14 protein-coding genes, 2 pseudogenes and 1 riboswitch (1 of these 17 cut by a window edge) are annotated in these 17078 nt (G+C 65.3%); of the genes and pseudogenes, 13 read left to right on the top strand and 3 right to left on the bottom strand.

Translation table 11 applies throughout. From position 1 onward, the window contains the following. Positions 1-52 precede the first annotated feature (52 nt). Positions 53-1201: a thiolase family protein gene (locus ACFE99_RS10225; protein ID WP_375484849.1), complete on the bottom strand. Its 1149-nt coding sequence runs from the start codon at positions 1199-1201 to the stop codon at positions 53-55. Positions 1202-1439: 238 nt separating this feature from the next. Between ACFE99_RS10225 and ACFE99_RS10220 the strand changes: the two genes are divergently transcribed. The 4 genes and pseudogenes from ACFE99_RS10220 to metE all read left to right on the top strand — a co-directional run bounded on the left by ACFE99_RS10220 (position 1440) and on the right by metE (position 6394). Then, positions 1440-2321: an SDR family NAD(P)-dependent oxidoreductase gene (locus ACFE99_RS10220; RefSeq protein WP_375484847.1), complete on the top strand. Its 882-nt coding sequence runs from the start codon at positions 1440-1442 to the stop codon at positions 2319-2321. 12 nt (positions 2322-2333) lie between these two features. Then, positions 2334-2792: pseudogene (locus ACFE99_RS10215) on the top strand (dihydrodipicolinate reductase); the annotation flags it as partial. Between the two features lie 257 nt (positions 2793-3049). After that, positions 3050-3703, top strand: a complete 654-nt coding sequence (locus tag ACFE99_RS10210; RefSeq protein ID WP_375484844.1) for an SDR family oxidoreductase — start codon at positions 3050-3052, stop codon at positions 3701-3703. A 97-nt stretch (positions 3704-3800) separates the two neighbouring features. Then, positions 3801-3994, top strand: a riboswitch (cobalamin riboswitch). 57 nt (positions 3995-4051) lie between these two features. Beyond that, on the top strand, positions 4052-6394 hold the full coding sequence (gene metE / locus ACFE99_RS10205) for a 5-methyltetrahydropteroyltriglutamate--homocysteine S-methyltransferase (protein ID WP_375484842.1): 2343 nt from the start codon (positions 4052-4054) through the stop codon (positions 6392-6394). Here metE and ACFE99_RS10200 read toward each other — a convergent pair. Then, the gene (locus tag ACFE99_RS10200) at positions 6391-8148 is read right to left on the bottom strand and encodes a DUF3556 domain-containing protein (RefSeq protein WP_375484840.1); all 1758 of its coding nucleotides are present in this window, start codon (positions 8146-8148) and stop codon (positions 6391-6393) included. The genes metE and ACFE99_RS10200 overlap by 4 nt on opposite strands. A 137-nt stretch (positions 8149-8285) precedes the next feature. Here ACFE99_RS10200 and ACFE99_RS10195 point away from each other — a divergent pair, with 137 nt between their 5' ends. From ACFE99_RS10195 to ACFE99_RS10165, 7 genes are all read left to right on the top strand, one after another. Further along, the gene (locus tag ACFE99_RS10195; RefSeq protein ID WP_375484838.1) at positions 8286-8747 is read left to right on the top strand and encodes a hypothetical protein; all 462 of its coding nucleotides are present in this window, start codon (positions 8286-8288) and stop codon (positions 8745-8747) included. An 11-nt stretch (positions 8748-8758) separates the two neighbouring features. Beyond that, the gene (locus ACFE99_RS10190) at positions 8759-9136 is read left to right on the top strand and encodes a thiol-disulfide oxidoreductase DCC family protein (protein WP_375484836.1); all 378 of its coding nucleotides are present in this window, start codon (positions 8759-8761) and stop codon (positions 9134-9136) included. A 73-nt stretch (positions 9137-9209) separates the two neighbouring features. Further along, entirely contained in the window at positions 9210-10631 is a 1422-nt protein-coding gene (locus ACFE99_RS10185) for an RtcB family protein (protein ID WP_375484834.1), read from the top strand. Continuing rightward, positions 10628-11050, top strand: a complete 423-nt coding sequence (locus ACFE99_RS10180; protein WP_375484832.1) for an archease — start codon at positions 10628-10630, stop codon at positions 11048-11050. The genes ACFE99_RS10185 and ACFE99_RS10180 overlap by 4 nt, the downstream gene beginning before the upstream one ends. Positions 11051-11205: 155 nt before the next feature. Next, on the top strand, positions 11206-11475 hold the full coding sequence (locus tag ACFE99_RS10175) for a ferrous iron transport protein A (protein ID WP_375484830.1): 270 nt from the start codon (positions 11206-11208) through the stop codon (positions 11473-11475). Then, complete coding sequence (locus ACFE99_RS10170; RefSeq protein ID WP_375484828.1) at positions 11472-13385, top strand: ferrous iron transporter B; 1914 nt, start codon at positions 11472-11474, stop codon at positions 13383-13385. The genes ACFE99_RS10175 and ACFE99_RS10170 overlap by 4 nt, the downstream gene beginning before the upstream one ends. Then, positions 13382-13954 carry a NifU family protein gene (locus tag ACFE99_RS10165; protein ID WP_375484826.1) on the top strand — a complete coding sequence of 191 codons (573 nt, stop codon included), beginning with the start codon at positions 13382-13384 and terminating at the stop codon, positions 13952-13954. The genes ACFE99_RS10170 and ACFE99_RS10165 overlap by 4 nt, the downstream gene beginning before the upstream one ends. 141 nt (positions 13955-14095) lie before the next feature. Here the strand turns inward: ACFE99_RS10165 and ACFE99_RS10160 are convergent, their stop codons facing one another. Further along, positions 14096-14605, bottom strand: coding sequence for a DoxX family protein (locus tag ACFE99_RS10160; protein ID WP_375484824.1), 510 nt, complete (start codon positions 14603-14605; stop codon positions 14096-14098). A gap of 106 nt (positions 14606-14711) precedes the next feature. Between ACFE99_RS10160 and ACFE99_RS10155 the strand changes: the two genes are divergently transcribed. Both ACFE99_RS10155 and ACFE99_RS10150 read left to right on the top strand, forming a co-directional pair. After that, positions 14712-15404 carry an NADPH-dependent F420 reductase gene (locus tag ACFE99_RS10155; protein ID WP_375484822.1) on the top strand — a complete coding sequence of 231 codons (693 nt, stop codon included), beginning with the start codon at positions 14712-14714 and terminating at the stop codon, positions 15402-15404. Positions 15405-15600: 196 nt separating this feature from the next. Beyond that, positions 15601-17078 (top strand): annotated as a pseudogene (locus ACFE99_RS10150) (pyruvate, phosphate dikinase); it runs 82 nt beyond the window's last position.

The following is a 17078-nucleotide window of genomic DNA, read 5'->3' as shown; positions in this document are numbered from 1 at the left end:
ATGACGTCGCCGCGGCGCTCGGTGAGCGCCGCGGGCTGAGTGTCGGCGACGGTCACAGCAACTCCACGATGGTGGCGTTGGCCTGACCGCCGCCCTCGCACATCGTTTGCAAGCCGTAACGAATTCCCTTGTCGCGCATGTGATACAGCAGCGTTGTCATGATGCGCGCACCGGAGCCGCCGAGCGGATGGCCGAGCGCGATCGCGCCGCCGTTGGGGTTGAGCTTCTTCTCGTCGGCGCCAATGTCGTGCAGCCACGCCAGCGGCACAGGCGCGAACGCCTCGTTGACTTCGTACGCCCCGATGTCGTCCAGATTCAGCCCGGAGCGCTTCAGGGCCTTCTGGGTGGCCGGGATCGGCGCGGTCAGCATGATCACTGGGTTGGAGCCGGCCAGCGTGGCGGTGTGCACCTTGGCAAGCGGCTTGAGTCCCAACGACTTTGCCTTTTCCGCCGACATGAACAGCACGGCCGCGGCGCCGTCGGAAATCTGGCTGGAGTTCCCGGCGTGGATCACACCGTCCTCCTTGAAGGCGGGCTTTAACTCGGCCATCTTCTCAATGGTGGTGCCGCGGCGAATGCCCTCGTCTTTGAGGACGACGTTGCCGTCCTGGTCTTTGATGGCCACGATCTGGTCGTCGAACGCTCCGGAATCCTGCGCCGCAGCGGCCTTCTCGTGTGAGGCGAGGGAGAATTCGTCGAGCGTAGTGCGGTCGAGGCCCCACTGCTCGGCGATCATTTCAGCGCCGATGCCCTGGTTGGGGATCGCGCCGTCGTACCGGCTCAAAAATCCGTCCGGGAAGGGGCGGCCACCGTTGGCCAGCGAGGAACCCATCGGCACCCGGGTCATCGACTCCACGCCGCCGGCTACGACGACGTCGTAGTGGCCGGCGACCACGCCTGCGGCGGCGAAGTGGATCGACTGCTGGCTGGAGCCGCACTGGCGGTCCACGGTGACCCCCGGAACGGTTTCCGGCCAGCCCGCGGTCAGCAACGCGGTGCGGGCGATGTCGAGGGCCTGCTCACCGGCTTGCATCACGCATCCCCAGATCACGTCGTCGACGATCTCGGGATCGATACCCGACTTCTGGACCAGCCCGTTGAGGACCTGCGCGGACAGCTCGGCGGGATGCACGCCGGACAGACCCCCGTTTCGCTTGCCGATCGGTGAGCGCACTGCCTCGACGATGACGGCTTCAGCCATGGCAATTCTCCTTCTCGAAGAGGTAATGCCTCGATTGTTGACCAACCCGTTGGACGGCTCACTGCCGGGGTGTCCATCGCCGCGCGTTAGGAGTGCCCGGCGCGGCGACGGCACGACGCGGTCGCTGAGCTTCGGGCCCAGCAACTCAGGACTCGCAGGCGGCTGCACGGGGCAAGGAAATTGCACGTGCAATGTTTCTGAGTGCGGCGAGGAGCCCGCGGAAGGGGAACGGGCAGGCATGACGACAACACCGACGCAGCGCCCACTCGACGGTAAGGTCGCTATCGTCACCGGGACCAGCCGAGGGGTCGGTGTCGGTATCGCTCACGAGTTACTGCGCGCCGGCGCAACGGTCATCGGTTGTTCACGCTCACCACTGGATGCGATCCCCGGTGTGGACAATCATCCCGACTGGGCCGCGCGGTCGTCGCAAATGGTATGTGACCAAGGTGATTACCGCGCGATTGACGCCATGCTCTCCGAGGCTGCGGCGAAGTACGGTCGCATCGACATCCTAGTTAACAATGCTGGTGGCACGGTGCCGACCCCCCACGTTGAGGACGTGCCGGAACTTGTGCAGACGATCCAGGGCGCCCCAGCCAGCGATGACGATTTCGAGCGGACGGTGCTGTATCACGCATTCGCGATTCAGATGAATCTGATCAGCCCGCTGTGGTTCGCGATCCGGGTGTATCGGCAGATGCGCCGCCAGGACGGCACTGGTTGCATTATCAATATCTCCAGCGGCGCTAGCCATCCCGCCGGTTCACCGACCTTGGTTTCCTACGGCGCCGCGAAGTCTGGGCTCAATCACATGACCCGCTCCCTGGCGGAGGAATGGGGACCGCATTCCCGTGTCAACTGCCTGGCGTTGGGGCCCACCATGACGGACAACTTTCGCTCGTTCGTGCTGCCCAAAAATGATCCCGACGGGCGTGCCTACTTCGCCAACGTTCCCCTGCATCGGGCCGGTGAACCTGCCGAAGTCGGCCGCGCCTGTGTTTTCTTGGCTAGCGGCGCAGCCGATTACATCAACGGCACGACCATCGAAATCGATGGCGGCATGCTGCCGGGCGTGCTGTATGAGGCTGGCCTCAAGACCATCACTGACCTGCTCTGAGAAGGAAGTGTGATGCCACGACAGGTAATTCAGTTCTCCACCGGCAATGTGGGACGCCATGCATTGCAGGCGATTATCGAGCGCCCCGATCTGGAACTCGTCGGTGTACATGCCGCCGACACGGAGAAGGCGGGCCGCGACGCCGCCGAACTGTGCGAGCTCGATGAGTCGACGGGAGTCACCGCCACCAATGACATCGACGCCTTGGTAGCGCTTGAAGCGGACTGCGTGGTCTACACCTCGCAAGCCGAACCCCGCCCGCACGCCGCAATCAAGGAGATCACCAAGTTCCTTCGCGCGGGCACGAATGTGGTGGGTACTTCGCTGGTGTGGTTGGTCGCGCCGCAGCACGCCGACGACTGGTTGCGCACGCCGTTGGAGCAGGCGTGCGAGGCCGGCGGCACTTCGCTTTACATAAACGGCATCGACCCCGGATTTTCCGGCGACACGCTGGTCTACACCGCGCTGAGCCACCCAGCTGAATCTCTTCAAGCTCAAATCCCTCGTCCTCGCGGCGCTGCCGAAACTGGGTTGAACCGCCGTAGCGCTGCGCGATGTATTCAGCGGCCGCCGGTATCAAAGCGTTCCGGCGCAACGGCGAAACAACATGATGCACTAACGGCGAGGAGTTGCGGGAGCTCAACACCGTGCCAAGCCTATCGGGGAATCGCGGACCGTCCTGCCCTGTTGCCTCCTCCAGATTGACCGATCGGACCAAGGTGAGACTCATGGCGCGCATCGTCGTTATCGGCGGCCACGGCAAGGTGGCCTTGCATCTGAGCCGCATCCTGAGTGAGCGCGGTGACCAGGTGAGCTCTATCGTCCGCAACCCGGATCACACGGACGACGTCGTCGCAACCGGTGCCAAACCAGTCGTGGCCGACATCGAGAGACTGGATACCGACGCGCTCACACAGCTGTTGGCGGGGCACCACGCGGTGGTCTTTTCCGCCGGGGCCGGCGGCGGCAACCCGGCGCGCACCTACGCCGTAGACCGCGATGCCGCCATTCGGGTGATCAACGCGGCCAAGCAAGCAGGTTTGCGGCGGTTCGTGATGGTCTCCTACTTCGGCGCCCGACCGGATCACGGTGTGCCGCAGGATGATCCGTTCTTCCCGTATGCCGAGGCCAAGGCCGCCGCCGACGCCCACCTGCGGGCCAGCGACCTCGACTGGACGGTGCTGGGGCCGGGCCGGCTCACCCTCGAGCCGGGGACCGGGCGGATCGCGGTGGGTCCTGAGGCCAGCAAGGGCCAGGTGTCCCGCGAGGATGTCGCGCTGGTGATCGCCGCTGCTCTGGCCGACGATTCGACGATCGGGCGCACCATCGAGTTCAACAACGGCGACGTCCCCATCGGCGAAGCGCTGGCTGCCGGACGCTGACGCCGGCAGAGGCGATCGCAAGCGCGGCGGAGCCGGGCGCGGCGGGTCGCCGCCATCCAACGAGTAACCTCGAGCGTGCAGCTGGTCTGCCGCACTGTCGGCATCGAGTGAGGCAGGTTGATTCTGCCTCGCGAGAGGGAACCCGGTGAAAGTCCGGGACTGTCCCGCAGCGGTATGCAGGAACGACCGCCGTCATCAGCACTGGTCGCCCGACTGGGAAGCGACGGCCATTAGGAGCACTCCAGTGCGCGCCTGCGAGTCCGAAGACCTGCCGGCTGTGCCGGGCGCGCCGCGTCCGGCGGCTCATCGCCTCGTGGAATGGGCGTTTGGCCGTAACGGTTGCAGGGCATGTGCCCGACCGGATCGGCTGCGCGTCCGCCGGCGGTGACCATCCCGTTTCGAGTGAAGGACGAACACGTGATCGCTCAACCGTTTACCGCCACCATCACCGGCTCACCGCGGATCGGCCCGCGCCGCGAACTCAAACGCGCCACCGAAGGTTATTGGGCCGGGCGGACCAGCAGGTCCGAGCTGGAGTCCGTCGCGGCGACGCTGCGCCGCAACACCTGGTCTGATTTGGTTGCGGCCGGCCTGGATTCGGTGCCGGTGAACAGCTTTTCCTACTACGACCAGATGCTCGACACGGCGGTGATGCTCGGAGCCCTGCCGGCCCGGGTGCAGCCTGTGCACGACGAGCTGGACCGCTACTTCGCCGCCGCCCGGGGCACCGAGGGCATCGCACCGCTGGAGATGACCAAGTGGTTCGACACCAACTACCACTATCTGGTACCGGAGATCTCGCCGGACATCCGATTCACGCTCAATGCCGCCAAAGTGGTCGGTGAGCTGAACGAGGCGTTGCAACAAGGCGTTCCGGCGCGTCCGGTGGTTATCGGCCCGATTACCTTCCTGCTGTTGAGCAAAGCGGTGGACGGCGCGGGCGCCCCGATCGAACGCATCGATGAGCTGATCCCGGTGTATTCGGAGTTGCTGTCGCTGCTGGCCGATGTCGGTGCGGCATGGGTGCAGTTCGACGAGCCGGTGCTGGTGACCGATATCAGCGCCGATGCGCCGGCGCTGGCCGAGCGGGTGTATAGCGCGCTGGGATCGGTGCCCAAGCGGCCGGCGATCTATGTCGCCACCTACTTCGGGGATCCCGGCGCTGCCTTGCCGGTGCTGGCTCGCACGCCGGTCGAGGCCATCGGCGTCGACCTGGTCGCCGGCGCCAACACCGCAGTCGCGTCGGTGCCGGAGTTGGCCGGAAAGACGCTGGTGGCCGGCGTCGTCGACGGGCGCAACGTCTGGCGCACCGACCTGGAAGCGGCGCTGAGCCGGCTGGCCACCCTGCTGGGGTCAACGGAGGCAGTTGCTGTGTCGACCTCGTGCTCGACGCTGCACGTCCCGTATTCGCTGGCCTTCGAGACCGAGCTGGACGCGAACCTGCGCAGCTGGCTAGCGTTCGGTGCCGAAAAGGTGCACGAGGTGGTCACCCTGGCCCGCGCGCTGCGGGAAGGACGCGAAGCGGTCGCCGAGGAGATCGCGGCCTCCAACGCCGCGGTGGCGTCTCGGCGTTCGGATCCGCGGCTGCGCAACGAACACATCCGGGCCCGCATCGACTCGATCCTGGCCTCCGGCGCCAAACGCGGCAATGCGGCCGAGCGCCGCGAGATGCAGAAAGCGCGGCTGCACCTGCCCACCCTGCCGACCACCACGATCGGCTCGTTCCCGCAGACCCCGGCGATCCGGAAAGCCCGCGCCGCCTTTCGTTCCGGCGAGATCGACGAGGCCGAGTACGTCCGCCGGATGAAGGCCGAGATCGCCGACGTCATCGCGTTGCAGGAACGGCTCGGCCTCGACGTGCTGGTGCACGGCGAGCCCGAGCGCAACGACATGGTGCAGTACTTCGCCGAGCAGCTCGACGGTTTCTTCGCCACCCAGAACGGCTGGGTGCAGTCCTACGGCAGTCGCTGTGTGCGCCCGCCCATCCTTTACGGCGATGTGTCGCGGCCACACCCGATGACGGTCGAGTGGATCACCTACGCGCAGTCGCTCACCGACAAACCGGTCAAGGGCATGCTGACCGGGCCGGTGACGATCCTGGCGTGGTCGTTCGTGCGCGACGACCAGCCGCTGGCCGACACCGCCTACCAGATTGCCCTGGCGATCCGCGACGAGACCATCGATTTGCAGTCGGCCGGCATCGCGATCATCCAGGTCGACGAGCCGGCGCTGCGGGAGCTGCTGCCGCTGCGCCGCGCCGACCAGGACGCTTATCTGCAGTGGGCGGTGGGCGCCTTCCGGTTGGCAACCTCCGGTGTCGCCGACTCGACGCAGATCCAGACCCATCTGTGTTATTCGGAGTTCGGTGAGATCATCGGCGCCATTGGCGAGTTGGACGCCGATGCCACGTTGATCGAGGCAGCCCGCTCGCATATGGAGGTGCTGGACGACCTCAACGCGGCGGGCTTCGCCAACAGCGTGGGACCCGGCGTCTACGACATCCACTCGCCCCGCGTCCCCAGCACCGAGGAGATCGCCAGTTCGCTACGTGCAGCTCTCAGAGCTGTTCCAGCCGAACGGCTTTGGGTTAACCCGGACTGCGGGTTGAAGACCCGCAACGTCGAGGAGGTAACGGCGTCGTTGCAGAACATGATCGCCGCGGCGGCGAAGGTGCGAGGCGAAGCTGCCTAGGGCTGGTTCACCTCGTCGGAGCCGGCAATGCGGCTTTCGTACACGTGCACCGGCACGGTGTCGTCCCACGGTTGCCGGGTAACCATGTCGGCCACCCTGACATAGCCGCGCTCGAATTCGCCTGTGGCTGCGTCGACTAACCGGTATTGCTGGGTCTGGCGGTGGATGGGTTGCGCGTCGAGCAGCACGACGCGCACCTCGCCGGGCTCGAAGTGGCAGCGCTCCTGCATCGCGGCGATCAACTGCTCGTTGTGCATGTGGCCGTCGCCGAAATTCCAGCCGATGGCGGTGGAACAAATCCGTTCGCCGTCGGTGATGACGTAGTCGTCCTCGTTCTGTCCGGCCATGGCTCGATGTGCCAAGGTGAACAGCGCTCGGCCGTGGGTGTTGAACGAGCGGAAGGCGTATCCCATATAGATCGGGATCTGCGCCGCCTCCTGGCTGCCGTAGAAACGCTCAAGCTGCGCGGCCGGCATGCTGGCGATCGTTACCAGCCCACGGGTGATCTTCTCTTCCGCAGACGGTTTGACGCACCACAGCGTGGTGTCCCAGTTGCCGGCGTAGTAGCGCATGCCCGGCAGGAACGAAATCTTGCGCGGGAACAGGTTGCCGGCGATCACGATGCCGGCGATCACCACGAACAGGATGGCCACCGGCACAGGGTGTTTCAGGTCGGAAAGCCCCAACTGCGGATACGCGACGAACAGGGCCCCGACGCCGTAGATCATGAAGACGTTCCACTCCAGCGGCACACCCATCGGGATCGCAGTCAGGATCGCCAGGTGAAAACACACCATGACGGCGGCGGCGATCGCGGTCACCCAGCCGCCGTGGGAGAAGAACAGCACCACCGGCACGCACATCTCTACGGTGGTGCCGCCGTGCGCGACGATCCGCGACAGGCGTCCGGGCCGCAGGTCTTGCGGGAACCGTTCGAAAAAGGCACGCTTCATCGACTTCGCCCGGATCAGTGGGTTGTTCGACATCATCGTGGAGATCACGAACGGAAAGTGGTGGTTGAGCTTCGACGTGGCCGCACCCATCCAGATCACCAAGAACACCAGTTTCGAGGCGACGATCATGTCCACCCCGGGGAACAAGAACGTCACCGTCATCGACGCGTAGACCTCGCCGCGGGCGGCCAGAAAGATCACCTTGTCCCGCAGCCCGAGCACGGCGAGCAATCCGAGGATCACCCAGATCTGCCAGCGCGGCAGCAGACCGACGTCGGTGCCCAGCGCCGGCACCGGGCCGGTGCCGTCGGAGAACAAGCACAGGAGCAGCATCACCAGCAGGGCCGCATACAACGCGACGTCTATCGGAGTGCGGGCGGTGCCCTTCGTTAGCGGGATCCGATCGGGCCAGGGCGGTAGTCGGATCGTGTTCGGGCGTAGCCAGTACAGAATCGAGCCCATCGGCGGGAAGAACCGGTTGTTCAGCGGCCCGAAGCCGCAGCCTAGACCGACCACCTCGAAGAGCATGGTGTAGAGCACGACCTTCTCGAACACGATCGGCTCCGACCACCACGAACCGACGGCGGTAAACCCATCGATGCCCGTGGTGGTCAACGCGAACAGGCAGCCCCCCAGGATGTAGAGACCGATTTTGACGACGTAGAACAGGTGCAGTGCGACCGGTGTTCCGAAGCCCACCTCGGCCCAGTGCCTGGCCATCGGCTGGATCTTCTCGCTGCGCGTGCCTTTGCTCCATTCGGCCATGTCGATCTGCGGCAGGTCAGGTTTGAAGAATCCCATGCCGGACAGATTAGAACGTGTTCTAGATCTGTGGGGATGGGTTTGAGCTGCCGAGTTCCGCCGAATGTCGTTGACTACTACTTAGTATAGTAGTAGGAAGGTGGTACAGGTCGACAACGTGCACGGCGGTGATCCTGATGACCGATCAGATCCAGCAACCACGGGACAACGCGGGTAGATTTTTGCGCTGGACCGCAGTCGCGTTCGCTATCGGGTTTGCCGTGCACGGCCTGGATCATCTGCGCCGCGGCATGTCGGCATCGCCACCGTTCATCATGGTCGGCGGCACCGTGCAGGGTCTGTTCGTCGCCGCCGCGATTGTCATGGTGCTCGCGCGTCGCAGGCAGGCGCCGCTTGCCGCGATCGCGGTCGGCTTCGGCAGTGCGCTGGTTTTCACCTATGCGCACCTGCTGCCCACTGTGCTACCCGCTTATCAGGACAGCTTCATCTCTCCGCCGCACGTCAACGTGACGTGGTTCTCGTGGGTCAGCGCGGTGGCGGAGATCGGCACGGGCATCATGTTCGGCGTCGCCGGCATCCGGTCCATCCGGCGCTCCGCCGAGGCCGATACGTTGTTGGCAGGCAACGCCGCCGGGTGAAGGATGGGCACATGGCAGGAATTCTCTTCTTCGACGGCTTCTGCGGAATGTGCACGCGGTCGGCATATTTCGTGCTGAGGCTCAATCGGACCGGCAACGTGCGGATCGAGCCGCTGCAAAGTCCCGGGGTCGCGCACCGGCTCGGTATCCCGCCGTCGCAACTCCTCGACTCGGTTCGGTGGCTGGACACGTCGGGCGCTGTCTACTCCGGCGCTGAGGCCGTCAATGCGGCAGTCTCGGCCGCGATCGGCAGCAAGTTGCCGTTGGTGCTTTACCAGATTCCCGGTGTGCGGTTCGTCCAGGATGCGATTTATCACTGGGTGGCGGCGAATCGCTACCGATTCCCCGGGACGACGCCGTACTGTGAGTCACATCCCGCTGCTTGCTAACTGACTGCCCGGTGGGCGTCGTCGGATACAGTCGGCCCCGCGGTGGGTACTCCCCCAGTATCTGGGAGCGGCCATGAAATTAGTGCAGGAGACACCGTTTCGGTTTCGGATCGACCCGTCCGGTGCAATGCGCGTGCCCGGGGTGATCTTTGCGTCGCCGTCGCTGCTGCCCGAAACCAATCGGGAACCCCTGCTGCGGCAGGTGGCGAACGTCGCGACACTGCCGGGCATCGTCGAGGCGTCGTACGCGATGCCCGACATCCATCTGGGCTACGGCTTTCCGATCGGCGGCGTGGCCGCGACCGACATACGCCACGGCGGCGTCATCTCACCCGGCGGTGTGGGATTCGACATCTCCTGCGGTGTGCGACTGCTGTCAGCCGAGCTGGAGCGAGCCGAGTTCGCCAAAGTCGCCAGGTCAGTTATGGACAGGCTGAGCAAAGCTATTCCGCGCGGTGCGGGACCGGGAGCGGTGCGCTCGCCGGTCAGCGACGCCGAGTTGAATCACGTGCTGGGCGGCGGTTCTCGGTATGTGGTGGAGCACGGTGACGGGTCAGAGCTCGACTTAGAGCGCTGCGAGGACGGCGGCGCATTCGCCGAGGCTGACCCGTCCGCGGTCAGCGAGCGCGCTCGGGAGCGGGGCCGCCACCAGCTCGGCAGCCTGGGCTCGGGCAATCATTTCCTGGAAGTCCAGCATGTGGTCGAGGTGTTCGACGAGCCCGTTGCCAAGGCTTTCGGGCTGCGCACCGGCCAAGTATGCGTGATGATCCACTGCGGATCGCGTGGACTCGGACACCAGATCTGTACCGACGAGGTGCGCGCGATGGACCATGCCATGGCGCGCCACGGGGTGCAGGTCCCTGATCGGCAATTAGCCTGCGTACCAGTCGATTCAGCCGAAGGCCGCCGCTACCTGGCGGCGATGTATGCAGCGGCGAACTACGCCCGCGCCAACCGGCAGATCCTCGGCATGGCCGCAGCGGAGGTGTTTCGGTCGGTTACCGGCGCCGGGTTGGAGTTGGTCTACGACATTTCGCATAACCTCGCCCGCATCGAACGGCACGCTGTGGGCGGAGTGCCACTCGACCTTTGTGTGCACCGCAAGGGCGCGACCAGGGCACTGCCACCTGGACATGCCGACCTGCCAACGGATCTGGCTGAGGTCGGCCAGCCTGTGCTGATACCGGGATCGATGGGGACCTCGTCATATGTATTGGCCGGAGTGAGCGGTGGCGGTGCGCTTCATTCCACCTGTCACGGCGCCGGTAGGCGGCTCAGCCGCCATCAAGCGGCCCGCTCGGTATCCCAAAAGGAACTGCGCGACCAACTGGAACGTCGGCAGAAGATCCTGGTCCGTGGCGCGTCGAAGCGGGGATTGGTCGAAGAGGCGCCAGCCGCCTACAAGGATGTTTCGGAGGTCGTTGCGGTCGCCGAACAGGCGGGCCTGTGTCGCACTGTGGCCCGACTGGAACCGCTGGGCGTGGTGAAGGGTTGATAGCCCCTGATCGCGGCCACCGCACCCTGCCCCATCCGGCTGATATCACCATCGAAGCCTGGGCCCCAACCCGCGAGGCGTGCCTGGCTGAAGCGGTCATGGGACTCACTGAGAGCTTCGTCGACGTCTCCGATGCGGCGCCGCTGCGGACCATCACCTCCGAGTTGGGCGCGACGAATGACAGCGATCGTCTGGTGGTGGCACTCGACGAGCTGATCTATCTGCTCGATACCCAAGGCGTCGTTCCGCTCAGCGCCGACATTGACATCGCCTCGGAGACAATGTGGTTGACCATGCCGGTGGCATCGATCAACGACGTCACGCCGATCGGCGCGGTACCGAAGGCCGTCGCGCTGTCCGGGCTCGAGTTCGGCCGTACCGGCGACCAGTGGCGTTGCCGCGCCACGATCGACGTCTAGGCCGACAACCCAGTCACCGGAAGATTCCCGATGGGATCACCGGCGCTTTATCCAGCGCTACACGATCTGCAACTGGGCGGCTTCCCCACGACGCGGTACCAGTTGCCGGTGCAGGCGTAAGGTGACCCTAACTGCACCCAACGTTAAGGCACGTCATGCATGGTCAAGGCCACGATCCCTGTCGATCCGATCTTGCCGAGCTGGCTCCAGGTCAGCGGGCGACCGTGGTGGGTTTGGCGCCGCAGACCGACCCCGCGGTCGGACGTCGGCTCCACCAATTGGGCTTCCGGCCAACCGCCCGCGTCGAAGTAATCCGCCGGGCACCGCTAGGTGATCCCACGATCTACCGAGTCCACGACACCGAACTGTGTGTCCGCCGCCGCGAGGCGCGACTGATCGAGGTCATTCCGGAGGCCCAGCTATGACGTCATGCCACGCCGAGGGCAGCGGGGCGGTTGCCGTCGCAGATCTTCGGCGGGTAGCCCTGGTGGGCAGTCCAAACGCGGGCAAGACCAGCGTCTTCAACCATCTGACCGGGCTGCGCGCGAAGATTGGCAACTACCCGGGAGTCACCGTCGGACGCTGCGTGGGCACCGCGAAAGTGGAGGGCGTCGCCATCGTCGTCGAGGACCTGCCCGGCACCTACAGCCTCGACCCCATCAGCCCGGACGAGCAGGTCGTCACAGACCTGCTCACTGGTGAGCTCGATGACATCGGCAGACCCGATGCGGTGCTGCTGGTGGCCGACGCCACCACGCTGCGTCGTTCGATAACGCTGGTGGCGGAGGTTTTGCGCCTCGATCTGCCGTGCGTGCTGGTGCTGACGATGACCGACGAATTGGCGTCGCGTGGCGGCCGGATCGATACCGATGCGCTGTCAACGGCGCTGGGTATCCCGGTGACCCAAGTCGTCGCACACCGCGGCACGGGCATCGAGGCTTTGCGCGCACGGCTGGGATCCTTCGACCAGTGGAAACGGCCACCGCTTTTGCCTCCGTCCGATCACGACACCGTCGACGCCTGGGGCAAGTCGGTGCTTGACGCGGCAGGTTATGTTGCGCCGCAACCGGATCACCGTACGAACCGGATCGACCGGTTGATTCTGCATCCGTTGTGGGGCACGGTCGTCTTCTTCGCGGTGATGTTTGCGTTCTTCCAGGTCGTCTTCACCGTCGGTGCGCCACTGCGGGATGGGATAGGCGACGGACTGAACTGGCTGGGTGCCGAAGTCGCCGATCACCTGGGCAATTCCATGGTGGGTAGCCTGCTCGGTCACGGGATCATCGGCGGTGTCGGTACCGTCCTGCAGTTCATCCCGCAGATTGCCTTGCTGTTCTTGCTGATAGCGCTGCTGGAGAACATCGGCTACATGGCACGGGCAGCATTCGTGATGGATCGGGTGATGGCCACCACCGGTCTGGAAGGCCGCGCCTTCGTGGCGATGCTGTCGTCGTTCGCCTGCGCCATCCCCGGCATCATGGCCACCCGGACTTTGCCGTCATCGCGCGACCGGATCGCCACCATTGTGAGTGCACCGTTGATGACCTGTTCGGCGCGCCTGCCGGTGTACACCTTGCTGGTCGGTCTGCTGGTCGCGCCCCACACGCGTTGGTGGGGGTTCAGTGCGCAGGGCATCACGATGTTCTTGCTGTATCTCGGCGGAGGTACCTCGGCGCTGATCGCGGCGTGGTTGTTCAAGTCGACAGTGCTGCGCAGCGACCTGCTGCCGTTCACCATGGAGCTCCCGCCGTATCGGTTTCCGTCTCCTAAGGCCGTGTTGGTCGCGGTGTGGAGCGCGGCGAAGATGTTCTTGCGCAAGGCCGGAACGATTATCTTGGCCGTCTCGCTGGTGCTGTGGGCGCTGCTCAACTTGCCGACGCGCGAGTCGGAGACCGCCGGCATGTCGCCCACCGACGCGACCGCATACGTGATGGGCCACAGCTATGCCGCCGACGTCGGCAAGGCCATCGAGCCCGTGTTCAAGCCGCTCGGCTTCGACTGGCATATCGACGTCGCCCTGGTCGGTGCACTGTCGGCGCGCGAGGTGTTCGTGTCCACCCTCGGCCAGGTTTCAGCTGCGGCGAATCCCGCCGCCCCTGGTCAAGCGCTGGCGACAATGGCCGACGAGCAGGGCCACAGGGTCTTTGCCGCGCCGACAGTCATCGCATTGCTGGTGTATTTCATGTTCGCGCTGCAGTGCATGTCGACGGTCGTCGTGATGCGCAGAGAGACCAACTCGTGGCGATGGCCGGGCCTGGCCTTCGGTTATATGTTCGTGCTGGCATGGGTGATGGCGTTCGCTGCCAGGTCTATTGCCGTAGGTGCCGGGGCATGATTCCGATCCATGCCATAGCCACCTCGAATCCTCAGCAACTTCGCTGGGTGGTGCCGCCGGGCAGTCTCCCACCTGAAGGCACGGTCCGGCGCGCCCCGGGTCAGCTCGGCGTATTGCTTGACCGCGGAGTGATCGACGGGTTGACGGTGCGCGGAACCGATGTGTTGATCACGTTGAGGCGCGGCACCAGTTGGCGCGAGCTCGGCGACGACGTACGTAACGCACTCAGCGAGGCACTGCGTGAACCCGCGGGCTGGCAGGTCGACGCGTCATCCGGCGACACAACCGCTGAGCTGGCCGAGGTGGCCACCGAGCTGCTCGCTGGGCCGATCGGCGCGCTCGCCGAATCACATGGGGGGTCAATCGAATTGGTGTCGGTGACCGGTAACCACGTGATCGTCCGAATGTCGGGTGCCTGCGCCGGATGTCCGGCGTCCGGGTCGACGATCTACGAAAAGCTGCAATCCGAGTTGCGCCGACGGGTCGGCGACCAGGTCACTGTCTGCTACGAAAACGAGTTTCCGACATTGTCATTTGGCAAGAAGCTGCTGTCCTTGCTGATCCGCTGAGGGTTGGCCGGTGCGAACGGAAACTTCATTTACCGATCCAGCATCTGCTATCCGCGGGCAGCTGCAAGGGCATGGTTGTTGTGCCCGCCTTCGAGCGATTTCTCTCCGAGCAACGCGCGGTGCCGCCGAGGCCGGGCCCGATTACTGCGCTTGCTTGACCGGCGGCCGGTAGAAGATCAGCAGCTGGCCGACGGCACCGGCCAGGCCCAACAGCGTCGACACCAGCAGCCCTTTCCAGCCATCGAGCCAGTTATGCCCGAAGATCAGCCAGTCCAGGCTGAGCCGCCCGGGACCCAGTGTGGCGACCGCGACCGCGCTGACCGCTAGCACCAGGTTGTACTCCCAGCCCTCTTTGACGATGAAAAAGCCGTTGGGCCGGTGCACCGTCCATGCTGCGACCACCATCAGTGAGACGAAGCCCGCCGAGGGGATGGGCGTAAGCAGTCCGGCGGCCAGCCCGAGTCCTGCCGACACCTCAGTGGTGGCGGCGACGGCGGCGTGAAAGGTGCCCGGCTTCATGCCGATGCTCTCGAACCAGCGCGCGGTTCCGGGGATTCGGCCGCCGCCGAAGAACTTGTTCAAGCCGTGGGCGGCAAGGGTCAGGCCGAGCACCAACCGCAGGATCAATAAGCCGACATCGTAGGCAGTCATAACCGCAAACTTAACTCGGCGACGATGCGGGCCGACAGCTGGAGCCCGGTGGCGATGCGGGCTGCGGGTTGCTCAGATCGAAGTACGGTGTTATCCGGCGTCCGCGATGACATCGCGTCGCGGTGCACCCGAGCACGATGTCGCAGCACCGGCCCTGTGGGTCACAGCACGAAGGGAGCTTGACATCAAGATCGCAATCATCGGAGCCGGCAACGTCGGCGCCACGCTGGGTACCGCATGGGCCAACCGCGGCCATCACGTCGCGTTCGGTGTCCGCCGCCCGGATGACCCGAAGTATGCGTCGCTGGGCGCAGTGGGCACCAACGAATCGGCAGCCGCATCAGCCGAGGTTGTCGCCTTGTGCACGCCCTGGCAAGGCACGCAGGAAGCCGTGCAGAGCTGCAGAGACCTGACCGGCAAAGTCCTCATCGACTGCACGAACCCGCTGACACCGGACTTCAGCGGCCTGGAGATCGGGTTCACCGCCTCGGGGGCCGAGCAGGTCGCGCGGTGGGCGCCAGGCGCACGGGTCTGTAAAGCGATGAACCAAATCGGGGCGGCGATGATGGACGGCCCCCAACTGCCGAGCAAGCCGGTGATGTTCGTCTGCGGTGACGATGACCAGGCCAAGTCCGTCACCGCCGGCCTCGTCGAAGAGCTCGGATTTGAAGCCGTCGACGTCGGCGATCTCACCCTGGCCCGGCTCCTCGAGCCGTACGCACTACTGTGGATTCATCTGGCTCTGCGCCGCGGATTCGGTACGAACTTCGGATTCGGCTTGCTGCGCGGACAGTCCTGACGCCGCCGTGGCACCGGCGCTGTGGGACCATAGCTGGTAATCGGACGTTTGCCGGAATAGGCGTCAGGGCTGGTCAGGGCGCGCCGAGCGACGAGGGGTGTAGGCGATGATTCGTGGCGTGCCTCATGGCGGCGCCCGCGATAACACATCGGCCGGGTACTCGGCGACCTCGACGCCGGCGCCGCCGTCATCGGTCGTGCCGGTGCTTGACGGCACCGCGAAGCTGCCACGGGAAACGCTGGGCAACAAGGGCTACGGGATCAACGTCATGCGCCGGCATGGTTTGCCGGTGCCGCCCGCGTTCTGCATCACGACCGAGGTGGGCGCCCGGTATCTCGCCGAACCCGTGGCGACGATGAAGGCGATCTGGACCGACGTGGTCGACCGGATCGGCTGGCTCGAAGCTCAGACGTCACGAACGTTCGGGCGGGGACCGTGTCCGCTACTGGTCAGCGTGCGCTCCAGTGCGGCGCGGTCAATGCCCGGAATGATGGACACGGTGCTGGATCTGGGTCTCGACGACGCTGTCGAGCAGGCGCTGGCCGCGCTGACCACGGCGGCGTTCGCCCGCGACACCCGGCAACGATTTGCCCGGATGTATCGACGCATCGCCGCGATCGGTGAGGGTAGCTCAGAGGGATCCGCAGTGCCCGCCGACCCATACATGCAGCTGCGGCTGGCCATTGAGGCCGTGTTCGCTTCATGGAACTCGCCGCGCGCGATCGCCTACCGCGCGCATCACGGCATCGACGACAAGGGCGGCACCGCGGTGCTCGTACAGTCGATGGTGTTCGGCAACATGGGGTTCGATTCCGGTGCAGGAGTGGTGTTTTCGCGTAACCCCATAACGGGTGCCGATGAACGGTTCGGCGAATGGTTACCCGGCGGCCAAGGAGACGACGTGGTTTCGGGCACCGTCGACGTCGAACCGATCGCCGCCCTGCGTCACGAACAACCATCGGTCTACGACGAGCTGATGGCCGCCTCGCGCACGCTGGAGCGGCTTGCCGCTGACGTGCAAGAGATCGAGTTCACCGTCGAAGAGGGCAAGCTGTGGCTGCTGCAGACCAGGGCCGCCGAACGATCGGCACAGGCGGCGGTGCGACTGGCACTGCAACTGCGCCGCGAAGGACTCATCGACGACGCCGAAGCGCTGCGCAGGGTCACCCCCGCCCAAGTCGAGACGCTGCTGCTGCCGTCGCTGCAGCCCGAAACCCGATTGGCCGCACCGCTTTTGGCGCGCGGACTGCCGGCCAGTCCTGGGGTGGCATCAGGCCGTGCTTACACCGATATCGAAGACGCGATGGACGCTGCCGACGCCGGCGAAGACGTCATCTTGGTCCGTAACCACACCAGCCCCGATGACGTGCACGGCATGCTGGCCGCACGGGGCATCGTCACCGAAGTCGGCGGCGCCTCCAGTCACGCCGCGGTGGTCAGCCGCGAACTCGGCAAGGCGGCGGTCGTGGGCTGTGGCCGCGGAGTCGCCGAATCACTGGCCGGCAAACTGGTGACCGTCGACGGAAGTGAAGGCGAAGTGCGCGAGGGCCTTTTGGAGCTGTCCGCCTGGTCAGAGGACGACACGCCGGAGCTGCGCGAGTTAGCCGAGATCGCTCGCCGGGTAGGGCCGTTGCGTGCGCATGCCGACGGTGATTACCCAACGCTGGCAGACAA

The sequence above is a fragment of the uncultured Mycobacterium sp. genome, assembly GCF_964249325.1.
Classification (GTDB): domain Bacteria; phylum Actinomycetota; class Actinomycetes; order Mycobacteriales; family Mycobacteriaceae; genus Mycobacterium.
This window is presented reverse-complemented; position numbering and strand designations above follow the sequence as displayed.